This is a genomic window from Mesorhizobium sp. CNPSo 4671 (assembly GCF_057784245.1).
On the sequence record NZ_JBWLUW010000001.1, the window covers coordinates 801,908 to 821,960 of the forward strand.

Annotated in this window: 17 protein-coding genes and 1 pseudogene; 10 read left to right on the top strand and 8 right to left on the bottom strand. The window is 58.5% G+C overall.

The window, feature by feature from the left end; genetic code table 11:
* The first annotated feature begins 106 nt into the window (after positions 1-106).
* A complete protein-coding gene (locus AC04SF_RS03615; RefSeq protein ID WP_488476530.1) occupies positions 107-325 on the top strand; it encodes a helix-turn-helix transcriptional regulator in 219 nt (72 codons plus the stop codon).
* A gap of 473 nt (positions 326-798) precedes the next feature.
* Here AC04SF_RS03615 and AC04SF_RS03620 read toward each other — a convergent pair whose 3' ends face one another.
* The 3 genes from AC04SF_RS03620 to AC04SF_RS03630 are packed head-to-tail and all read right to left on the bottom strand — an operon-like array spanning position 799 to position 2,941.
* Positions 799-1,398, bottom strand: coding sequence for an NADPH-dependent F420 reductase (locus AC04SF_RS03620; protein ID WP_277704084.1), 600 nt, complete (start codon positions 1,396-1,398; stop codon positions 799-801).
* Between the two features lie 2 nt (positions 1,399-1,400).
* Positions 1,401-2,294 carry a pirin family protein gene (locus tag AC04SF_RS03625; protein WP_488476531.1) on the bottom strand — a complete coding sequence of 298 codons (894 nt, stop codon included), beginning with the start codon at positions 2,292-2,294 and terminating at the stop codon, positions 1,401-1,403.
* A 17-nt stretch (positions 2,295-2,311) separates the two neighbouring features.
* Positions 2,312-2,941: an FMN-dependent NADH-azoreductase gene (locus tag AC04SF_RS03630; RefSeq protein WP_488476532.1), complete on the bottom strand. Its 630-nt coding sequence runs from the start codon at positions 2,939-2,941 to the stop codon at positions 2,312-2,314.
* Between the two features lie 328 nt (positions 2,942-3,269).
* On the opposite strand from AC04SF_RS03630, the gene AC04SF_RS03635 reads away from it, so the two are divergent.
* The 3 genes and pseudogenes from AC04SF_RS03635 to AC04SF_RS03645 form a co-directional block, all read left to right on the top strand.
* Complete coding sequence (locus tag AC04SF_RS03635; protein WP_322416016.1) at positions 3,270-4,193, top strand: LysR family transcriptional regulator; 924 nt, start codon at positions 3,270-3,272, stop codon at positions 4,191-4,193.
* Positions 4,194-4,887: 694 nt separating this feature from the next.
* Positions 4,888-8,184 (top strand): DEAD/DEAH box helicase, encoded by a 3,297-nt coding sequence (locus AC04SF_RS03640; RefSeq protein ID WP_488476533.1) that lies wholly within the window; start codon positions 4,888-4,890, stop codon positions 8,182-8,184.
* A 305-nt stretch (positions 8,185-8,489) separates the two neighbouring features.
* A pseudogene (locus tag AC04SF_RS03645) lies at positions 8,490-8,909 on the top strand (ATP-binding protein); the annotation flags it as partial.
* Between the two features lie 178 nt (positions 8,910-9,087).
* Here AC04SF_RS03645 and AC04SF_RS03650 read toward each other — a convergent pair.
* From AC04SF_RS03650 to AC04SF_RS03670, 5 genes are all read right to left on the bottom strand, one after another.
* A complete protein-coding gene (locus AC04SF_RS03650) occupies positions 9,088-9,549 on the bottom strand; it encodes an FCD domain-containing protein (protein WP_488476534.1) in 462 nt (153 codons plus the stop codon).
* A 322-nt stretch (positions 9,550-9,871) separates the two neighbouring features.
* Entirely contained in the window at positions 9,872-11,302 is a 1,431-nt protein-coding gene (locus tag AC04SF_RS03655) for an NAD-dependent succinate-semialdehyde dehydrogenase (RefSeq protein WP_488476535.1), read from the bottom strand.
* 39 nt (positions 11,303-11,341) lie between these two features.
* Positions 11,342-12,154: an NAD-dependent epimerase/dehydratase family protein gene (locus AC04SF_RS03660; protein ID WP_488476536.1), complete on the bottom strand. Its 813-nt coding sequence runs from the start codon at positions 12,152-12,154 to the stop codon at positions 11,342-11,344.
* Between the two features lie 41 nt (positions 12,155-12,195).
* Positions 12,196-13,086: an SMP-30/gluconolactonase/LRE family protein gene (locus AC04SF_RS03665; protein ID WP_488476537.1), complete on the bottom strand. Its 891-nt coding sequence runs from the start codon at positions 13,084-13,086 to the stop codon at positions 12,196-12,198.
* Positions 13,070-14,155, bottom strand: coding sequence for a threonine aldolase family protein (locus AC04SF_RS03670; RefSeq protein ID WP_488476538.1), 1,086 nt, complete (start codon positions 14,153-14,155; stop codon positions 13,070-13,072). Before AC04SF_RS03670 ends, AC04SF_RS03665 begins: the two co-directional genes overlap by 17 nt.
* Positions 14,156-14,303: 148 nt before the next feature.
* Between AC04SF_RS03670 and AC04SF_RS03675 the strand changes: the two genes are divergently transcribed.
* The 6 genes from AC04SF_RS03675 to AC04SF_RS03700 all read left to right on the top strand — a co-directional run bounded on the left by AC04SF_RS03675 (position 14,304) and on the right by AC04SF_RS03700 (position 20,005).
* On the top strand, positions 14,304-14,789 hold the full coding sequence (locus AC04SF_RS03675; protein ID WP_488476539.1) for an Lrp/AsnC family transcriptional regulator: 486 nt from the start codon (positions 14,304-14,306) through the stop codon (positions 14,787-14,789).
* Between the two features lie 484 nt (positions 14,790-15,273).
* Positions 15,274-16,020: an amino acid ABC transporter ATP-binding protein gene (locus tag AC04SF_RS03680; protein WP_488476540.1), complete on the top strand. Its 747-nt coding sequence runs from the start codon at positions 15,274-15,276 to the stop codon at positions 16,018-16,020.
* A gap of 22 nt (positions 16,021-16,042) precedes the next feature.
* Positions 16,043-16,849: an amino acid ABC transporter permease gene (locus tag AC04SF_RS03685; RefSeq protein WP_488476541.1), complete on the top strand. Its 807-nt coding sequence runs from the start codon at positions 16,043-16,045 to the stop codon at positions 16,847-16,849.
* Positions 16,850-16,894: 45 nt separating this feature from the next.
* Entirely contained in the window at positions 16,895-17,740 is an 846-nt protein-coding gene (locus AC04SF_RS03690; protein ID WP_488476542.1) for a transporter substrate-binding domain-containing protein, read from the top strand.
* A 97-nt stretch (positions 17,741-17,837) separates the two neighbouring features.
* Entirely contained in the window at positions 17,838-18,674 is an 837-nt protein-coding gene (locus tag AC04SF_RS03695) for an amino acid ABC transporter permease (RefSeq protein WP_488476543.1), read from the top strand.
* 59 nt (positions 18,675-18,733) lie between these two features.
* Positions 18,734-20,005 (top strand): metal-dependent hydrolase family protein, encoded by a 1,272-nt coding sequence (locus tag AC04SF_RS03700; RefSeq protein WP_488476544.1) that lies wholly within the window; start codon positions 18,734-18,736, stop codon positions 20,003-20,005.
* Positions 20,006-20,053 lie beyond the last annotated feature (48 nt).

The window sequence follows — 20,053 nt, forward strand, 5'->3', positions numbered from 1 at the left end:
CACGCCCCAGATCGACGCGATGACAAATCTGATTGCGCGGCGACCTTGGGTTGTCCTGTCTGGTTCCAGCAGGTGCCAAATGCTCTCAGCGAAAGGCAACGCAGCCATGCCTGAACTGGATCGTATCATTCGCCTTAAGACCGTCCTCGCGCGGACCGGCTTGTCCCGCTCGACGATGTACCGAAAAATCGGCGAAGGCACGTTCCCGGCCCAGGTCAAGATCAGCTTAAACGGTGCGGGATGGAGGGAGTCGGACATCAATCGGTGGGTCGCTGATCCTGTCTCATGGCACACCGGTGGAGTGGCACGTTGCGCCCATCGTTGAACAGTCCTCTCTGATGTAAGTTCAACGACTGGGAAGGGGCCGTTTGCAGAATGGAAGGTCTCGGATTCCGACCGGCCAAAGCGGACATCCCCCATGCCGCGCCCACCGACGGTTCCGGCCCATTGCCGACCGTCGGCGGCCGTGGCAAGCCGCATTGTGGCTTTTCCGTACCAGCCATTCTCGCCGGCCGCAGCATTTTCAGTTGGACAATGCCGCCGATGCTGACGTGTCGCTCAACCGTGCAAGCCGTCAGGCTCCAAGCGGGCGCGATCACACCTACCGGAGCATCAAACAGGACCGAAGGTCCTTTGCCGACTACTGGCCCGAAACATCGAAAAAAGACCGGTGCCAAGACCTCGGCCGTTGCCAGCTTTGGCTTCGTCCAAATATCACATGCTATGGTTCATTGTCGGATCGCCAGATGGACTGGCGGTCCGACGGATTTCTTCTATCTCAAACAACTTCACACGCTTTCAGCCGACCTTGATCAGGTTCTGGAAAATCAGGGCATTTCTGGCTTGGATCAGGCGCCCGCCTTCCGCGATCTTGCCCAATTCGATCGGTGCATAGCCAAGGTCGGAGACCAGTTTGGCGACCAAAGCGCTGGAGGCCTCGTCGTCGCTCGACACGAACACGACGCGGCGGCCATCCGGAATGGCGACCGGGGCTACAAGTCCCTTCATCGGCAACTGGTTGAACGCCTTGACGAGATTCGCGCCGGGGACCCGATCTGCATTGACCTCGGACGACAAGCGGCCCTGAAGTTCGCGCTCCTGCACGTCGAGCGGCAGAAAGGCAGCGTTGGTGACGTCGATAACGATCTTGCCGGTCCAGTCCGACCGCGTGGCGGCAACATCCTTGAAGTTGAGGAAAGGGACGGCAAAGAAGATCACGTGGGCCTCGAGAGCCGCGTCCAGCGTGGCTGCTGTCACACTCTGGCCAAGCGATGCGATCAGGGGCTCGATCGTGGCCGGGCCGCGGGTGTTGGCAATAGCGACGTCGATGCCGGCGCGCGAGAATATCCCGGCGAGGGTCAGACCGACGTTGCCGGTGCCGATGATGCTGTAGGTCATGGTCATTTTCCTTTTGTTTGCGCCACTGCTGTGGCTTTGCTGTTGGAGGCGAAGGTCCCGCGCGCAAAGTCCCGGCGGGCCTGACGTATTTCTTCGGCGGTGTTCATCACGAAAGGGCCGCCGAAGACGACAGGCTCGTGCATGGGTTTTCCCGCAAAGACGAGAAGGCTCACCGACGTATCGTCCGTGCGCAGTGTCAATTCTGTCGGCTCCGGCTGGTTCGGGCGCGTAAGCCAAGCGATTTGCCCGGCACTGAGGCGGCTTTCACCCGGTCCGACAAGGACGCTGCCTTCCAGGAGGAAAAGGAAGGCGTTGTCTTCTCCGGCAAGGTCGATCGACGTAGCGTCGCGCGGACCCAGATCGACCTTGAGCATGGTCACCGGGACATGGTTCAGCGTAGGGGCCGAAATCCCATGACTTTGCCCCGAGAAGACGGAGATACGGGTGCCGCCCCGCTCCCACAGAGGCCGGTCCACCGCACGCAGATGCTGATACCGTGGTTCGGTCATCTTGGCGGCGGCGGGCAGGTTGATCCAGAGTTGCAGCGTGTGGGCAATCGTGCCCGGAGGCGCGCTTTCCTCGTGCAGAACGCCGCGCCCCGCTGTCATCCACTGTGCATCACCGGACCCTAACCAGCCGAGATGACCGGCCGAGTCGTGATGATCGACCACCCCCTCGATGACGTAGGTCAGGGTTTCGATGCCGCGGTGCGGATGAACGGAATAGGCACCATGCGGCATCCAGTCCTCGCCCATCAGCAGAAAGGGATCGCTGAAGGCGGGATTGTCGCTGCCGATCAACCGCCGAACCCGATGGCCGGAAACGAAGCCCGCTGTGGTCACTGGATCGTCAATCCGGGCAACGCCGCGTTGGGCGACTTGCGGTTGAAAGATCATGGCGGCGATCCCCGGTGTCACATCGCTGCGGCACTGGCCGTCGCTCGGACGGCGGCGGCTTCGACCGTGGCGCCAAGGGCCTCGATCGCGGTTTCGCCGACGCCGCCCGCGACGCTCCGGCCGGCCAGCGTGATGTTGACGTCCGTGATCCCGATCCACCCCAGCACCTGGGTCAGATACCCGCTGGCAAGGTTGTAGCCCGCGACCGGCGAGCCTGGCGTGAAATCACCGCCGGTGGCCAGGATGATGTCGGCGCGCTTGCCGGTCAGAAGGCCCTTGTTGTCGGAGCCCACCGTCACCCCGACCCGCACGATCTGGTCGATCCAGGCCTTGAGCGCTGCCGGGATCGAGAAGTTGAACATCGGCGTCGCGATCAGCAGGTGGTCGGCGGACTTCAGTTCCGCGACCAGATCATCGGACACCCTGATGGCCGCCGTCATTTCGGCTGTGTGCGTGTCGGCCGGCATGAAGGCCCCGCCGATCCAGGCGAAATCCACCAGCGGAACCGGCGCCTTGGCCAGGTCACGGGTGATGACCCTGCCTTGCGGATTGGCAGCCATCCAGGCCGCAACGAAGCGTTCGGTCAGCTTGCGCGAGGCTGAATAATCAAAACGCGGGCTGACTTCGATGACGAGAAGGGTGGGCATGAGGGTAGTCCTTTTTGAAAGGGGGAGGGGAGTCTGGGAAACGGGGCCGCCTGCGGTCGGGCGGAGCCGGTTGGCAATCCGCGCAATCCAGCTTCCCGACCCGGTTTTCGGTCTGTGAGGCATGGTCAATTCTTTCCTGATGACCGGCACCGACACGAGGGCACGGCCTGACGAGAGGCTTGATCGAAGGTTTGTTCTGTCCGGCTCAGGGCGGCTGCAATCTTGGGAAGGTCGCCATCGCCAACTGATGACCGATATTTAGTGCTCTTGATTGCATCAGTAAATTGACGTAATTTCGCTTCTATACATCTAATGATTGGATGGGAATTTGCTGGACAGCGTCACCATCAACCAGTTGCGCACCTTCGTGGCCGTTTGCGAAGAAGGCAGCTTTTCGGGTGCCGCCAAGAAACTTATGCGGGCGCAGTCCGCCGTCAGTCATGCCATCTCTGCGCTGGAGCAGGCGCTTGATGTCGCGCTTTTCGAGCGGGATGCGCGCCGCGCCGAACTCAGCGCTGCTGGGCGCAACCTTCTGCCCGACGCGCGATCGGTCATCGCCCGCACTGAAGAGATGAAGACCCGCGCCAGTGCCATCGCGCGGTTCGGCGCACCGCAGCTGTCGATTGCGGCGGACGTCTATTTTCCCCGGCCGCATCTGATTGCCTGCCTTCAGTCTTTGCAGACCCTCTCGCCCATGGTGGCAGTCAGCCTGCGGATGACGACGATGCAGGGCGGCGAGGCGCTGGTCCTCGACGGCGTCTGCTCCATGGCCATTTCCATCGCCGACGTGCCAGAGTTGAACCCTGACGCCATCGAACGGCACTGGCTGGGAGAGACGTCGATGGTCACAGTCTGCGCCCCGACCCACCCCCTGGCCGCAGCACGCTCACCAGTTCCAACCGACGAATTCAGCCGGCATGTGCAGCTTGTCGTCACCGACAACCGCCCGAACGCCGACAAGACCGAAGTGGCCGTGGTCGGAGAGCGCAAGTGGCATGTCAACGACCTGAGCGCCAAGCATGACTTTTTGACCGCGGGCCTCGGCTGGGGCCACATGCCGCGCGATCTGGTCACGGGCGATCTGGCGGCCGGCACCCTTGTCGCCATTCAGCGCCATGCCTGGCACATCCGTCCGTTGACCTTCATGCTCTCACAACGCCGGGGGCAACGGCTGCAGGACGCGGAGGCGACCTTGCGCGATCTACTTGCAGATTGGGAAATGGAGCAAGACCCGGAAAACCCGATCACTTAGGCCCCGACGCCAGAAACTCCAGCACCTGATTCGCCCTTCTGCCGATGATTGCGTCATTCCTGACGGAATCCGTCGGCATGCTTTAACGCGGTGCAGCAAACCTAGCTCAAGCTTCAGGACCGTCCGGAACGGAGCTCACGTGAATGGATGAAAGTCCCGTGGCAGGTCACGCTCTATGTGTGAACGTCCGCTTTTTCAACCATGCTGCATCCGCTATACTGCACTATCGTGAGGCGGCTTTCCGCCCTCTTGACCGATTCTGCTCGCCGTGTTGAACGGCAGCTTCTGGGTGACTCAGCAAGCCGCCTGAACGACCGACTTGAGGGCGCATCGCTGACCGACAGCTTTGGGCCGTAACCTGCCTGTCAGCTATTAGAGCGCATTCAGCCAATAACAGCCATTGGGCGCGGGGTGGGCGAATAGAGACGTGCAAATGCTGCAGGCGACAAGATAGACCGGAAAAGGCGTTGGGGGTGTTGCCTCATTGGAACGTAATAATTTAAATTAGCGGAGTCTAGGATCTGTCAGAGTGGACAACTACGGATGCAATATCCGAAACAAAATTCCAATATTCTGTTCACCACTCTGAAAAGGAGATAATGGTATCCTCGATGATTCGCTTTTTCGTCATCACTATCGTTAGATGCGAGAGCGCACGTAGCAAGTACTGCTCAACTCTGGTCGACATTGTGATATGAGCCTGTTCGTTGCCTGGCGCGGCACTCTTGATTTCCCCGCTCTTCCAGAGCGCGGCCTGAAGGTCGGCGGCAACCGCATCGTTCAGCGCGTCTTCGGCGGTGCTACCACTAAAGCTCGAATCTCGCCCTCTCAGATCAAGGGGCACGATCTCATCACCACGGAACTCAGTCATCCGTACCGCGAGATTCTCCTTCGCCGAAAGGGGGCGCGCCGAGTATCCACGCCGCTGCCTGTGGTCGTGGCACCAAGCGTCGACGACCTCGATAACCTTCCTGAGACCTTTGAAATCCAATGGGATTCCCTAGGCGAATTGGCGACCTATGCCGACACGCCGGAAAAGGTTCTGCAGTCATGGATCAATAGGTTCGATTTTCGAACCGAGGACGAGGAGAACGACCTTCCGGGCCTGCGCACCCCGCAGATAGGCGCGCTGCACGCGATCTCCGCTCACTTTGCAGTTGGCTCCGCCTTTGAACCAGCCACGGTCGTCCTTCCGACTGGAACCGGCAAAACAGAAACGATGTTGGCAACGCTCGTCTACCGACGGCTTGGACGCACACTCGTCCTCGTTCCCAGCGATACACTACGAAGCCAGATCGCCGGCAAATTAATCAGCCTTGGCGTCCTGCCCGAGGCCCAGGTCATCACTGTCGACCTCGCCAGGCCCCGTGTTGCGATCATCACCACTGGCATAAGGTCGATGGACGAACTGGACTCGATCATCCAGAACGCAAATGTCATCGTTGCTCTTCCGAATGTTCTCGATTCCTCGGGGGCCGCGGTAGTCCGCCGTCTTGCGAACGCATGCTCCGATCTTATCGTCGACGAGGCCCACCACATCACTGCCAGAACGTGGCAGGGTGTTCGGGGGCACTTCGCTGCAAAACGCATTCTCCAATTCACCGCAACGCCGTTCCGGCGCGACGGCAAGCGCGTCGATGGCAAGATTATCTTCAACTACAAGCTCGGTGATGCCCAGGCCGCCGGCTACTACCGCCCTATAAACCTCAAAACGATCGAAGAATACGGGGACGAGGAAGCCCGCGATGTCGCAATTGCCAACGAAGCCATTGCGACGCTCCGCCATGACCGGGACGACCTGAAGCTCGATCACCTGCTGATGGCGCGGACGTCGTCAAAGGACCGGGCCGAAGCTGTGGGCCGCATCTACCAGCGCCTCGCACCGGACCTCAAACCGGTGGTCGTATACTCTGGTCCCGGGCGCACCTTGATCAATCGCGAAGCTATGACTCAGCTCTTCGATCGAGGAGCCGATGGAGCCCGGATCGTCATCTGCGTTGACATGCTCGGCGAAGGATTCGACCTGCCGTACCTCAAGGTCGCGGCCCTTCACGACACGCATAAGTCGCTGGCCGTAACACTTCAGTTCATCGGCCGCTTCACACGCAAAGGCCCCGCCGACAAAATCGGCGAGGCCACAGTCGTCACCAATATTGCCGACCCTGATGCCGAGGCGAAACTCGCCGACCTCTACGCAGAAGGAGCCGACTGGGATCTGCTCATCAAGCGCTTGAGCGAGGAAAGAATTGCACAGGAACTGCGGCTGCAGGACGTGGTGCTTGCGCTTAAAGAATCTGGCGATCTCCATGCGAATCTTTCGCTTTGGAACCTCCGGCCGGCACTTTCAGCACAGCTCTTCCGGACGAAATGCGAGGACTGGAACCCCTTAGCTTTCGAGTCGGTCCTTCAGAAAGACTCAGACAGCTGGTACGCGCTCAGTGAACAGGACAGCGTTCTGGTCGCCGTAGTGTGCCGTTCTAGTGATGTGGCCTGGGGCAACTACCAGAATGTGTACGACACGATCTACGACCTCCTGATCCTCAAATGGGACAAGGCTGCTGGGGCACTGTGCCTCTTTGCGAGCGACTATGATGCGTTGCGGTCCGAGAAACTCGCCAAGGCGGTCACGAACGAAGACACCACGCTGGTATCGGGCACGCCTATCTTCAACATTCTCAACAATGTCGAACTGCCACTGGTGAAGAGTCTCGGTTCGTCGCGTATCGGCGCGATTAGTTTCACCTCTTATTTCGGACCGAATGTCACCGAAGGGCTCGCAAGTATCGAGAAAGCCGAGTCCTCGCTCAACAACCTTGCGTGCCTTGGATACGAGGACGGCGAGCGCGTCCTTTGGGGAGGAACCCAGCGACGCGGCAAGGTCTGGCAGCAAAAGTCCGGCACAATATCCGACTGGATCGAGTGGACCGCCGCGACATGGGCGAAAGTCTCGTCCGAAGTTGAGAGCGAGAGCAACATCGTTCGCGACTTCCTTCGCCCGGAGAAACTGGCTAAGCCGCACCCTGCGTGGCCGATATCGGCCCAATGGGGTGAGCAGGCGCAAATGCGCTTCAACGACCGGCAGTTCGTCATCTTTGGTTCGTCAGAAGTTCCCGTCTTCGCCGTCGATCTGAATCTCGGTGATGTCGGATCGGACGGCGAAATCGTCTTCCGTATCGAAACCGAGGGGGCGACGTCCGAATACGCCTTGGTCATCAGTGAGGAGATTCCGGGCGGATACCGCCACGACCACGTCTCCGGACCTGCCATTGCGTTCCGGCATGGCACATTGCCCGCGGTGCCCCTGGAGGAGTACCTCCAGAAGGATCCCTTTATCATTCGCTATGCAGACGGGACTTACTCGTACAACTGCTACCACATTCCAGTGAAGCTGGACGCCGGGCTCTATCAGCGTGACAAACTGGAGGCGTGGGAATGGAATGGCATCGAGTTGAACAAGGAGTCGATGCACAAGGCCGGTGACCGGAAGACGATCCAGTTCCGAACGTTTGAGCAGCTCAACAGCGAGTTCGACGTCATCTTCAACGATGACGGCCACGGCGAGGCCGCTGACCTTGTGTGCCTAAAAGACGTGGACGATAACACAATTCGGTTATGCCTCGTCCATTGCAAGGGAGCTCATGAGGCGCGGGTGTCGCAGGATATCCGGAACTTTTACATTGTCTGCGGCCAGGCGCAGAAGAGCATCGTAGCAAAGCACGCCGGCCTTCCGACACTCTATCACGATCTGAAAAGGCGGCAGGAAACCTGGGTCCGCGAAGGCCACAACCGCTTCCTGAAGGGCGACATCAAAGACCTCTCCTACTTCAAGGAAAAGTCGCGCCGCGCGAGACTCGAGTTCGAGATGATTCTTGTCCAACCAGGAGGCTCGGTTGCCTCCATCACTGATGACGCTTTGCGGCTGCTGGCAACGACCGAACTTTATCTGCTCAAGACCACCCAGGCAAAGTTCCGGGTCGTGCTCTCGCCCTAAGTGCGAGCTCACTCCACCTGTCGATGAATGATGAAGGCGATGGACACGAAGCCTAACTTCGAACAGCTGAACAAGCGTTGCGAACGCAGCATTGCGAAAATGGGCGACGCCCAGGCTATCGCCCACGTTGGGGAGTTAATCGACGACGCCTTCGACGCGTCCTTCGAGCGTGGTGCCAAGCGCGCTCTCTATCTGCTCGACGAATTGTCCTGTCGTGAATTGGTCGACACTGACGCAACGCTGGTCGAGTATTTCCGAGCCAATGCTTGGGCGGCACTGTCGCGTATAGCGAACGTCCGACGATCCTGGTCCGGGACCTTGCCAACGGCACCTTCGTCGCCGACCAGCGCAACGCCGTGCTCATCGGCGGCACCGGAACCGGCAAGTCGCATCTGGCAATCGCCCTTGCCCGCGCCCTGATCCGCAACGGCTCACGTGGCCGCTTCTTCAACGTCGTCGATCTCGTCAACCGGCTCGAGACCGAGCACCGCGGCGGCAAGCAGGGCCGGATCGCCGATTACCTCACCCGGCTCGACTTCGTCGTGCTCGATGAACTCGGCTATCTGCCCTTCGCGCAGGCCGGCGGGCAATTGCTCTTCCACCTGATCAGCAGGCTCTACGAACGGACCTCGATCATCGTCACCACCAACCTGGCGTTCGGAGAATGGCCCGCCGTCTTCGGCGACGCCAAGATGACGACAGCGCTCCTCGACCGTCTCACCCATCTATCCGATGGCCTATGAAACCTTCACCGACGTCGCTGAGGACCTTCCCCGCTTCATTGATGAGGTCTACAACACCCGCCGATTGCATTCAGCGCTCGGCTATCTCAGCCCGCAACAGTTCGAAGACCAACACGCCCGGAAGATGAACCCATCGCAGAGATATCGCGGCAGCAAGGCCTCAGCGCACGTCCGGTACGCAAATGGCTGGATGGCTACAGGTCATAACATCCCCGGCGATTTCGGAAACGCTGAGGCAAGCGTCCCCTATCACTTGGCGCAGTGCGTCGAGCGCGCGATCGGTTTGCCTTCGACGACAACATTCCAACAAACACCAGAGCTGATGCTGAGCGCGTTCCCCCGCCAACACGACTGATGCTTGATCAGAAATGACGTGAAGAACAGCTACATGAACCTTCGAGATTTTGGCGAGCAAACTCTTATCGTCGCAGCACAGCATGAGACGCATGTGGAAATCCAACGCCAGCTTCACCCGTGTCTGGGCTATCGTTGACAGCTCACATTGGATCAGAATGCGCTCGGCATCGATAATGTCATCGCCACTCAGCCGCGGAGTTGCGAGCTTGAGCGCCACCGGCTCGTACAATAGTCGCCGTTGCAGGGACGCTATTAGTTGACGCATGTGACTAACGTCCGGCGGTCGTTGGTTCAGCGAAACTGGCACCGAAGGCTATTGGCCTCCGGATATACTGCGCGGATCGTCAGCACGGCCGCGACTCAGCAGCAGGGCATCGAACGATGACGTGGCGACGCCATTCCCGTGGCAGGCGGCAACGCCGACATGACGCTTGAGGTGAACTCCGCAACTGAGAGCCGCGTATACTGCGCGAACGTGCCTGCCCAAACGGCAAATTCGACGCGCCAAAACGCACATCAGGGGGTTATGGGATTGATGCCTACTTCCCGCGATCTGAGAACTGGGAAGCAAGATATCGGCGCGACCTCTACCAGCTCGCCGAAATATACTGGGTCTCCATGAATTCAAGCATTCCTTCATGGCCACCTTCACGACCGAGGCCGGACTGCTTAACACCTCCAAAAGGGGCAGCAGGATCAGACACCAGGCCTCGGTTGAGCCCAACCATTCCGTATTCCAACCGCTCGCAAATCTGGAGAGCGTGCCTCATATCTTCCGAGAACACATAGGCGACTAAGCCGTACTCCGTGTTGTTCGCCCTGCGGATAACGTCTTCGTCTTCCTTGAAGGTTTGGATCGCCGCTACAGGCCCGAATATCTCGTCGTGAACACAGGCAGCATCCTCCGGGACGTCTGACAACACGGTAGGAGGATAGAAGAAGCCTTTACCCTCCGGTACCACTCCACCTGTTTGGATCTTGGCGCCGCGTGACACGGCGTCTTCGACGAATCGGGCCACCTTGTCCCGGGTGCTGGCATTGACCAGCGGGCCAACATCGATCCCGTCCAGTGTGCCGTCGCCAACCGTGAGCCGCGCCATCTCACGCGTCAGCCTCTTTGTGAACTCAGCAGCGATATCGTCGTGGACGTAGATGCGGTTCGCTGCCGTACAGGCCTCACCGAGATTGCGCATCTTGGCCCGCATGGTGCCCTCGATGGCAATGTCAAGATTTGCGTCACCGAAAACGATCAATGGCGCATTTCCGCCGAGTTCCATGGCCGGCTTCAGGATCTGATCGGCCGCCGAATGCAGGAGCTTTCGCCCCACACCGGTCGAGCCCGTAAAGCTCACGACCCGAACCCGCTTGTCATGAAGAAGATGGTCGACCAGTTCGGCCGGGCGCAAGGTCGGAAGTACGTTTACCAGGCCCCTAGGAACGCCTGCTTCTTCCAGCAACGGCATGAGCGCAAGCATTGTAAGCGGCGTCTCGGACGCGGGCTTTATCACCACGGCGCAGCCTGCAGCCAGTGCCGGGGCAATTTTGCGGGTACCCATAGCAGCGGGATAGTTCCAGGGCGTGATGAGAACGGCGATGCCAGCCGGCCTTTGCTGGACAAGGATTCTCGCACCGGAATCCGGAGCATGCTTCACGAGGCCGTCGACTCGAACCGCTTCCTCGGAGAACCATCGAAAGAACTCCGCCGCGTACTTTGCCTCGGCCGTTGCGTCGGCTTTAGCCTTGCCGTTTTCCAGCGTGATCAGGTGGGCGAACTCATTCAGTCGCGCGGACATCAACTCCCAGGCCTTCCGCAAGACCTCGGACCGATGCCGCGGCGTTTGTTTCGACCAAAAGTCCATTGCCGCTTCCGCAGCGTCCAGGGCCGCGTCCGCGTCAGGGATGTCAGCCGAAGCGACTGATGCCAAAACGGATTCGTTCGCCGGATTGATGACATCGAAGCGGGCCTTCGTGGAACCGGCCCGCCAGGTTCCGTCGATATACAGGTCAGTGTATTTCATCGTGGGTTCCGGTTTGGAAACTCTGCCTCGGCATGCAGCTCACAGCGCGTTCAGGGTCTTCTCGATATCACCCGAAAAGCCGATATCGCAGGCGCCGCCTCCTTGCGTCTTTCCTGCCAGTGGACCCAAGGGCTCGCCGCTCTTGAGGATATCCGCGAGGTAGTCTTCCGCATTCGAGCGGGGCTTGAATCCGAGCCACGCGACATGGGAGTTGTCGACCCGCGCGCGGGTGTTCCTGGAAACGCCATAGACAACGTAGTAGTGATGCTCGGGCGCTTTGATGCATTGTTCGAAAAGATGGATCCCGTCCTCATGGCTCAGCCATGTCGATAGCATCCGCATATCGGTTGGCTTGGGTTCAAACGACGCCACGCGCACGCAAGCCACCGATAGGCCGTACTTGTCCGCGTACAGGCTGGCGAGGGCCTCACCACACGCCTTGGACACGCCGTAATAGCCACTGGGACGTATGCGCACGGTCTCATCGATCGTGTTTTCGAGTGGGTGGAAGCCTACGGCCTGCACCGAACTCGCGAAAACCACGCGCTTCACGCCTGCGCGCCGGGCAGCTTCGAAGACGGCATAAGTGAGGGAATAGTTGAGGGGAAAGATAGTTTCCCAGGGTGCTTCCTCGGGAAAGGCCGCCAGATGGACGACGACATCGACGCCGTCCATCGCTTCGATCATTTCCGGCAGATTTGTAGCGTCAGCGTTCCATATCTCCTCGTGATCACCGGGTGTTCCGAGATTGGCGATGTCGAGCAGACGCAAGGTGCGATCGGCATTGGCCAGACCATTCCTCAGTACGCGCCCGAGGCGCCCTGCCGCGCCGGTGATAAGAATTCTCTGCAAAGCACAGCCCCTTCAATTTCCGTTGAATGCGAGCTTGAAAACTAACCCGCGTAGCGATTCATTGGCACGCCCGCCACGCCGGCGTCGTAGGCGAAGACATTTCCGGCGAGCGGCTGCCGCAGGAGATCCTCCTCGGTAAGATCCTCGCGCGCGGTGGTAATGAACAACGTGGACATGTCCGGGCCACCGAACGTGCAAGATGTGACATTCTGAGCGGGGAGTTCAACTGTCAGCAAGACGTCGCCGGACGGCGAGTAGCGCGTCACTTTCCAGCCCGCGAAATGCGCGCTCCACAGACATCCCTCGACGTCCACCGTCGCGCCATCTGGACGGCCTTGGCCATGAGGCACCGTGGCAAACACCCGCTCGTTGCTCATTCTTCCCGACTGAACGTCGTAGTCGAAAGCGAGAATGTTCAGCGTCGGCGTGTCAGTGAAATACATCGTCCGGCCGTCCTGGCTCCAGGCAAACCCGTTGCTGGTCTTGATGCCGTCGCGCACCTTCGTGACGCTGCGGTCAGCGTCCACCCTGTACATGGAAGCGATGGGGCGTCTTTGGGACGGATCGGAGACCTCGTGAATGCTCCCGCACCAGAAGCGACCCGCGGGATCGCACTTACCGTCGTTCATGCGGTTCCCTGGGAAAGGCTCCTCGGGCGTTGAAAAATGCTCGCAACCCCCGGAGGTGAGATCATAGATGGCAAACCCGTCGCGTGTGCCGGCAATGATGCTCTGTCCATCTTTCCGAAGGGCGATGGACCCGAACTCGAAAGGCGTTTTCCAAGTCTTGACCGCTGCTGTCGCAGAATCATAGCGGTGCAAAATTTTCTCGGTGATATCCACCCAATAGAGGCACTGCTGATCAACATCCCAGACCGGGCACTCGCCGAGGGTGTTGTGTACGACAGCTATGCACTTAAGTCCGGTCTGCATGATATGTCCCAGTTTTGTAGGCGCGGGTAATTCTGTGGAGTTGCTCGACGGCCGCCTCGATATCCGCGCCCGTTAGATCGCGATGCGTGACAAAGCGCAGCCTTTTGCCTTTGGGCTGGAGGACCAACACACCGGCTTCCGCCATGAGGATGTGGAAAGCCCGCGGGTCGCCAAACGCGTCTGGCACGTAGGCCATGACGATATTGGTTTCGACGTCGGACGGACTAACCTCTAGCCCGACCTCCTTCAGTCCTGCCGCCAGACGCTTCGCATTGCGATGGTCGATACCGAGATCGTCAATATTTTCCCGCAACGCCATCAAGCCCGCCGCAGCCAAAATGCCGGCCTGGCGCATCCCCCCGCCGACCATCTGACGCCACCGGCGTGCTTCCTCGATGAGTTCCCGGCTGCCCGCGACAATCGCTCCGCCTGGAGCGCCGAGGCCTTTCGAAAGGCAAAAAGTAACACTGTGAGCCGGGTCCGCGAGATCGGATGGTTTGCAGGACAGCGCGACTGCCGCGTTGAAGAGCCTGGCCCCGTCGATGTGTAACACCATGCCACGGGCGGAAGCGAAATCCCTGACCTGCGTGAGATAATCCGCATCGAGGCAGCGGCCACCCTCGCCATTATGGGTGTTCTCGACGCAGATCAGCTTGAGGACCGGATTGAGGACAGACGGCCTCTGGTTGCTTGCCAGCAAAGGCGCGAAGTTAGTCAACAGCTCCAGCGGGTACCGGCCATCTGGCGTCGGTAGCGGGTGGGAGGTTAGTCCGCACACGGCCGCCAGATGACCGGTTTCATTGATATGGATATGCGAGGAATTGCTGACGATCGCGGCCGATCCGTGCGGCACCTGCGCCCTGATCGATACCAGGTTGCCCATCGTGCCGCTGAGCACAAACAGCGCCGCTTCCTTGCCAACCAGTTCCGCCGCATATTCTTCCAAAGCGCGGATTGTCGGATCTTCACGATAGTAATCGTCGCCGACTTCCGCGTCGGCCATGCAGGCCCGCATCGCCTTATTCGGCATGGTCAGCGTGTCGCTTCTGAAATCCAATTGTCTCGACATTCCGCTCTTCCAGCATGTGCTCGCGGTGTGACAATATCGAGCCAGAATGAGGAATTTCGGCATAAATTGATCTTAGATTGAAATCGCATACGATATCTGCGCATCGAATTGGCAGAAAATTTCACCGCCCAAAGTTAGGATGCTTGGAATGTCTACCAGACGCGCGGACCTCGACCAGATTGATCGCAAGATCTTGAACCGGCTGCAACGCGACAGCACGGTCACCAATGCCAAGCTCGCCGCGGACGTCGGGACGTCGCCAGCGTCCTGTCTTCGCAGGGTCCGTCGTCTGCGTGAAACCGGCTACATCGAGCGGGAGATCGCGCTGGTCAATCCTGACAAGGTCGGCCCCAGGCTGGTGACAATTACGGAAGTTCGGCTCAACAGCATCGATCGGCGCTCTCGAGACGAAGCAATCCGCCTGATCAAAAACATCCCGGAAGTGATCATCTGCTACAATGTCACAGGCAGCCGGGACTTGCTTCTTGTTTCCGTTTTCACGGACATGGCGGACTTCGAGCGAACGATCACGGAGCCGCTGTCAACCGTTCCCCAGATACAATCCATCAACAGCTACTTCGCGATCAAGACAGTCAAGTTCGAACCCATCATTCAGTTCGATGAAACGCGGTAGGGTAGGATCCGGGCCCTCCGCTCTTCCAGACATATTTGCCCGTCGGTCGTAGAGCGCAATAGCGCGCAGTTTAATCATGCCTGCAGGCCTGCGCGCGATTGAGCGACGGCGAACTTTGCGTGCTTATGACGCCCCCTTCTCAGCGAGAACATCTGCCGGCCGTCTGCCGCGCTTTCGACCATGCGCGTAGGCCGACATCCGCTTCCCGACACAAATGAAATCCGCGGACAAATTCGGAAGCAGATTTGTTGATTTGCTCCATTTCGAACGCGCTTTTGAAAGAAACTGGATCGGGTAGTTTGCAAACATCGACAGACGCTTGGAGCCGCAACATGGCAAAGGTCTGGCGAATGCCAATCGGGATCGATCTCACTGCGGCCAGGCATGTCTCTGGCCGAAAAGGCGACGCGCTCGTTTCGCCAAGGACGCGTCCAGCCGAAGGTTGTCTGGGCCATGCACTGACCTGGTTCGACAGGGGGCTGCGTTGAGCACGGTTGCTCCAATCATCCAGATCGTCGACGTCGACAAGTTCTACGGTGACTTCAAAGCGCTGTCAGATGTGACGCTCAACGTGCGCAGCGCTGAGCGTGTCGTGATCTGTGGGCCTTCTGGCTCGGGAAAGTCCACGCTTATCCGGTGTATCAACCACCTGGAGAAGCATGACGGCGGCAAGATCATCGTCGACGGCGTGGAACTGACCGAGGATACAAAAGACATCCGGGCCGTGCGCCAGGAGGTTGGAATGGTATTCCAGCAATTCAATTTGTTCCCCCACCTGACGGTGCTTGAAAACCTCACGATCGGGCCGATTCGTGTCAAAAAGACAAGTCGCGCCCAGGCAGAAGCGACCGCGAGGAAGTACCTCGAACGGGTCCACATTCCTGAACAGGCCAACAAGAAACCCAGCCAACTCTCGGGCGGTCAACAGCAGCGCGTGGCAATCGCGCGATCACTCTGTATGGAGCCGAAAATCATGCTTTTCGACGAGCCTACATCGGCTCTCGACCCCGAGATGATCAACGAAGTTCTGGAAGTCATGGTCGAACTGGCCGAGTCCGGCATGACGATGATTTGCGTCACGCATGAGATGGGCTTTGCCCGCCGTGTGGCCGACAAGATGGTCTTCATGGAGAACGGGAAGGTGGTCGAAGTTGCACCGCCAGAGCAATTCTTCTCCGCCCCCTCCAGCGAGCGCTGCAGAATTTTCCTGGATCAGATTCTTCGGCATTGAAGGAATTGGGGATCATATTTCAATGAAATATGAACGGCGAAAATACACGCTTTCGAGGATCGGCAACTCGCTGCCTTTCTCCCTGTTCATCTATGTCTTGATTGTATTTCTCATCTGCAGGGCCGCGCTGACCGGGTCCGAGGCGATGGGATACAATTGGCAGTGGTACCGAGTTCCACAATTTCTCTACCGCCACACCGAGGACGGCTTCCAGCTGGGAGAATTGGTTTGGGGCCTGTGGGGAACGATAAAGCTGTCGGTGCTGGCTTTCGGGTTAGCAACGGTCCTGGGACTCGGAATAGTCCTTCTAAGATTGTCAAAATTGGTTGTGGGCTCCGCAGTGGCGACTATCTATTTGGAGATAGTGCGCAATACTCCGATTCTGATCCTCTTATATCTTTTCTATTACATACTTGGACAGATATTCAATTTTGATCGCTTCGCCGCAGCGGTTTTGTGCCTGGCGGCCTATCATGCGGCACTAGTCTCGGAGGTCTTCAGGGCCGGCATAAAGTCCGTATCCCAAGGCCAATGGGAGGCCGCGCGATCCATCGGGATGTCGGATTCGCTGGCCTTTCGCGAAATCATCCTGCCCCAAACCATCAAGATCGTGCTTCCGCCACTGACGGGTGAGGCAATAAATCTTGTCAAAAGCTCTGCAATCGTAAGCGTGATTGCGGTGTCAGAATTAACAACTGTCGGAAGAAACCTAATTTCAGATACGTATATGAGTTTTGAGATCTGGTTTACCATTGCGATTATTTACATGATCCTGACACTGTTTCTATCGATATTTTCGAGCGCAATAGAAAGAAGACTCGAAAATTAACAATCGGGCGAAAATCAGAAAACTACGAACCACAGAGAGGACGATATGAAAACCGGACTGAAACTCATAGCGGCACTTACAGCCTCGCTTGTCATGGCGCTGCCGGCGCTATCACAAACGAAGCAGCCAACCCAGCAGGCGCTTTCCAAGGAAAGCGTCATTGAAACGATCAAAGAGCGTGGCGTGATGAAAGTGGGGCTCTCACTTTTCACGCCTTGGGCCATCCGGGCGAAGAACGGTGAACTCATCGGATTTGAAATAGACGTCGCAAAGAAGCTCGCGGCGGACATGGGCGTGGATGTCGAGTTCTACCCCACCGCATGGGACGGGATCATTCCCGCGCTCATTGCCGGCAATTTCGATGTGATCATTTCGGGCATGTCAGTCACAGCCCAGCGCAACATGACCGTCAACTTCACCGACAACTATTCGACCACCGGCGTTCAGCTGGTGGTCAACAAGAAGCTAACCGAAGGCAAGAAAAGTCTGGAAGACTTCAATGATCCCTCGGTTACGTTCGCGGGGCGCCGGGGCGCGACCACGTCGGTTGCAGTCACGGATAATTTCCCGAAGGCCAAGCTGGTCCTGTTCGACGATGAGCGTGCCGCCATCCAGGAATTGATCGACGGAAGGGCAGCCGCGATTCTCGATACACCGCCGAACCCGGCGCGCTATGCCCGCGAATATCCAGACACCATCTCTCTGCCATTCCCCGATATCGATTTCGACAAGCGGGGAGAGGGCTTCGCCGTCCGCAAGGGTGACATCGATGCTCTCAACTTCTTCAACAACTGGATCGCGCAGGAGTGGCGGACTGACTGGCTGAAGAAACGCCACGACTACTGGTTCACGACCGACGGCTGGTACGACCAGGTCGATAGCCCGAACTAGTCGCCACATGACCCCACGGGCGCTTTGGTCCGTGGGGGTCAGCTACCTGTATGGGGTCAGGATGCTTCGCCTTCGAGATCTTCGTTTTTGGGACTACATGATTCTCGTCATCATCAGCATCTTCGTGGTGCTGGTGTGGGCAAAGATCGAAGGGGGCCTCCGGTACCACTGGCGTTGGCACGTCATCCCGAACTACATCTTTCGGTATGACGAAAGTCAGGGGCGCTGGGTGGCGGGCACCCTGTTCAATGGCTTGCTTACGACCATTCGTATCTGCATCTACGCCACCGTGCTTGCGGTCATTCTGGGCACGATTCTAGGCGTGGCGCGCTGCTCCCAGACCCTGGTTACGCGGATGCTGGCAAGAACCTATGTCGAGGTGCTACGCAACATCCCCCCTGTCGTTGTCATCTTCATCTTCTTCTTCTTCCTGTCAGAGCAGATCATATCTGCGCTCAACGTCGAGGGGTGGGCACGGGGTATCGCACGCCAGGAGAACAATGGAATTTGGATGTTCTTCTTTGGCGACATGAGACAGTTTCCCTCGCTTGTGTCGGGGGTCATGGTTCTGGCCTTGTTCGAAAGCGCTTTCATCGGCGAGATAATCAGGGCCGGCATCCAGTCAATATCCAAGGGACAGACCGAAGCCGCCCAATCCCTTGGCATGGGGACGCTTGACTTGCTGCGGTTCATCATCCTGCCTCAAGCTATCCACAAAGTGCTGCCTCCACTGGCCAGTCAGTTCATCACCCTGATCAAGGACAGCACCATCATCTCCCTGATTTCGGTGCACGATCTCACCTACAGCACCGTCGAGTTGGTCGTATCCACGCACGCCATTTTCGAAGCCTGGCTATCCACCGCAGCCATGTACTTCCTTCTGTGTCTTGGAATGTCGCTGCTTTTCCGACGACTGGAGAAGCGTGGCCCCTGATGCTCTCCATCAATCCTTTCCGCCTCGCGCCGCAAAAGCTCAAGACAAAGGTATGAACGATGCTCACAGTACTTAGAAACATCGACGTCATTGATGGGACTGGATCGGCGCCGCTTCGAAACAGGACAGTCGTCGTCGAGGACAGCCGCATCAGATCGCTCGAGGGGGGCGCCTGGAGCGGGGCTGCTAACGTAGAGATTGACGGCAGCGGAAAGACCTTGCTCCCCGGGCTCATGGACATGCACATCCATTTGAACATTCCGGCCAGTCCATATGAAGCCGACAAATATGACATGAAGCTGAGTAACAAATCGAGCGCCCTGGGCGCTCTCTATTCGATCGACAATGCGCGAGACCTGATCGCAAGGGGTGTGACCACCGTGCGAGACGTTGGGGCGCACGGCCATGGCATTTTCGCTCTCAAGCAACTGATTGACCAAGGGCGCACGGTAGGCCCGCGCATCTATTCATGCGGCAGGGGGATCAATATGACCGGCGGGCACGGCCCCCGCCTGTGCGTGGCGGCCGACGGCCCAGACGAGGTTCGGCACCAGACACGCAAGCAAATGATGGCCGGTGCCGAGATCATCAAGTTCATGGCCTCGGGGGCGGCTGCCGAAGCTTGGGAGAGCCCTTACGACGTTCATCTGACCGAGGCGGAAATGGTGGCCGGAGTTCAGGAAGCGCATGCGAGAGGGGCCACGACCGCAGCGCACGCCGTCAATCCCCAGTCGATCATTAATTCAGTGAACGCTGGCATAGATTCTATCGAACACGGTGTGCTGGCGGATGAGGCCGCGTTGAAGCTGATGCTCGAACGGGAAGTGCACCTAGTCCCGACCATCTGGACCTTCCAGATGCTTGCCGGCCAGGGCTCAGTCATCGGCATGGAGGCGTGGTTCATGAAGGAAATCGCCTCGCGGATGAGAACTCACCTCGAGGTCGTATCGCTCGCGCACAAGATGGGCATCCAGCTGGCCGTGGGCACCGATAGCGCGCTTCCGGTCAACCCTGCGGCATCCGTGATCTGGGAGATGCAGTGGCTCATCCATTGCGGCCTCACAAATTTGGAAGCCATCAGGGCGGCCACATTGAATGGGGCTCAGCTTCTGGAGATCGAGAACAAGGTCGGTACCATCGCTCCGGATATGCTGGCCGACATCCTCGTCGTTGACGGTGACCCCAGCCTCGATATCAAACATTTGCACAATGTTGACATCGTGATGAAAGCCGGGTCGATCCTCGTCAAGAAAGGCGAGATCGTAGGCAACAATGGACGCATGATTTCGGACCCGAACAATCCTCCCGACGGACCTTATCCGCAGAACTAGGAGCGCGCGTCCCGGGCCATTTGCGGCCCAGGGCGCAAATCTGAGAAG

Excerpts from the sequence above, each read along its gene's own strand:
- AC04SF_RS03620 (WP_277704084.1), bottom strand. The coding sequence starts at position 1,398 with ATGACCTACAGCATCATCGGCACCGGCAACGTCGGTCTGACCCTCGCC.
- AC04SF_RS03690 (WP_488476542.1), top strand. The coding sequence starts at position 16,895 with ATGAAAACCGGACTGAAACTCATAGCGGCACTTACAGCCTCGCTTGTC.
- AC04SF_RS03625 (WP_488476531.1), bottom strand. The coding sequence starts at position 2,294 with ATGATCTTTCAACCGCAAGTCGCCCAACGCGGCGTTGCCCGGATTGAC.
- AC04SF_RS03670 (WP_488476538.1), bottom strand. The coding sequence starts at position 14,155 with ATGTCGAGACAATTGGATTTCAGAAGCGACACGCTGACCATGCCGAAT.
- AC04SF_RS03700 (WP_488476544.1), top strand. The coding sequence starts at position 18,734 with ATGCTCACAGTACTTAGAAACATCGACGTCATTGATGGGACTGGATCG.
- AC04SF_RS03675 (WP_488476539.1), top strand. The coding sequence starts at position 14,304 with ATGTCTACCAGACGCGCGGACCTCGACCAGATTGATCGCAAGATCTTG.
- AC04SF_RS03630 (WP_488476532.1), bottom strand. The coding sequence starts at position 2,941 with ATGCCCACCCTTCTCGTCATCGAAGTCAGCCCGCGTTTTGATTATTCA.
- AC04SF_RS03640 (WP_488476533.1), top strand. The coding sequence starts at position 4,888 with ATGAGCCTGTTCGTTGCCTGGCGCGGCACTCTTGATTTCCCCGCTCTT.
- AC04SF_RS03655 (WP_488476535.1), bottom strand. The coding sequence starts at position 11,302 with ATGAAATACACTGACCTGTATATCGACGGAACCTGGCGGGCCGGTTCC.
- AC04SF_RS03665 (WP_488476537.1), bottom strand. The coding sequence starts at position 13,086 with ATGCAGACCGGACTTAAGTGCATAGCTGTCGTACACAACACCCTCGGC.
- AC04SF_RS03615 (WP_488476530.1), top strand. The coding sequence starts at position 107 with ATGCCTGAACTGGATCGTATCATTCGCCTTAAGACCGTCCTCGCGCGG.
- AC04SF_RS03695 (WP_488476543.1), top strand. The coding sequence starts at position 17,838 with ATGATTCTCGTCATCATCAGCATCTTCGTGGTGCTGGTGTGGGCAAAG.
- AC04SF_RS03685 (WP_488476541.1), top strand. The coding sequence starts at position 16,043 with ATGAAATATGAACGGCGAAAATACACGCTTTCGAGGATCGGCAACTCG.
- AC04SF_RS03650 (WP_488476534.1), bottom strand. The coding sequence starts at position 9,549 with ATGCGTCAACTAATAGCGTCCCTGCAACGGCGACTATTGTACGAGCCG.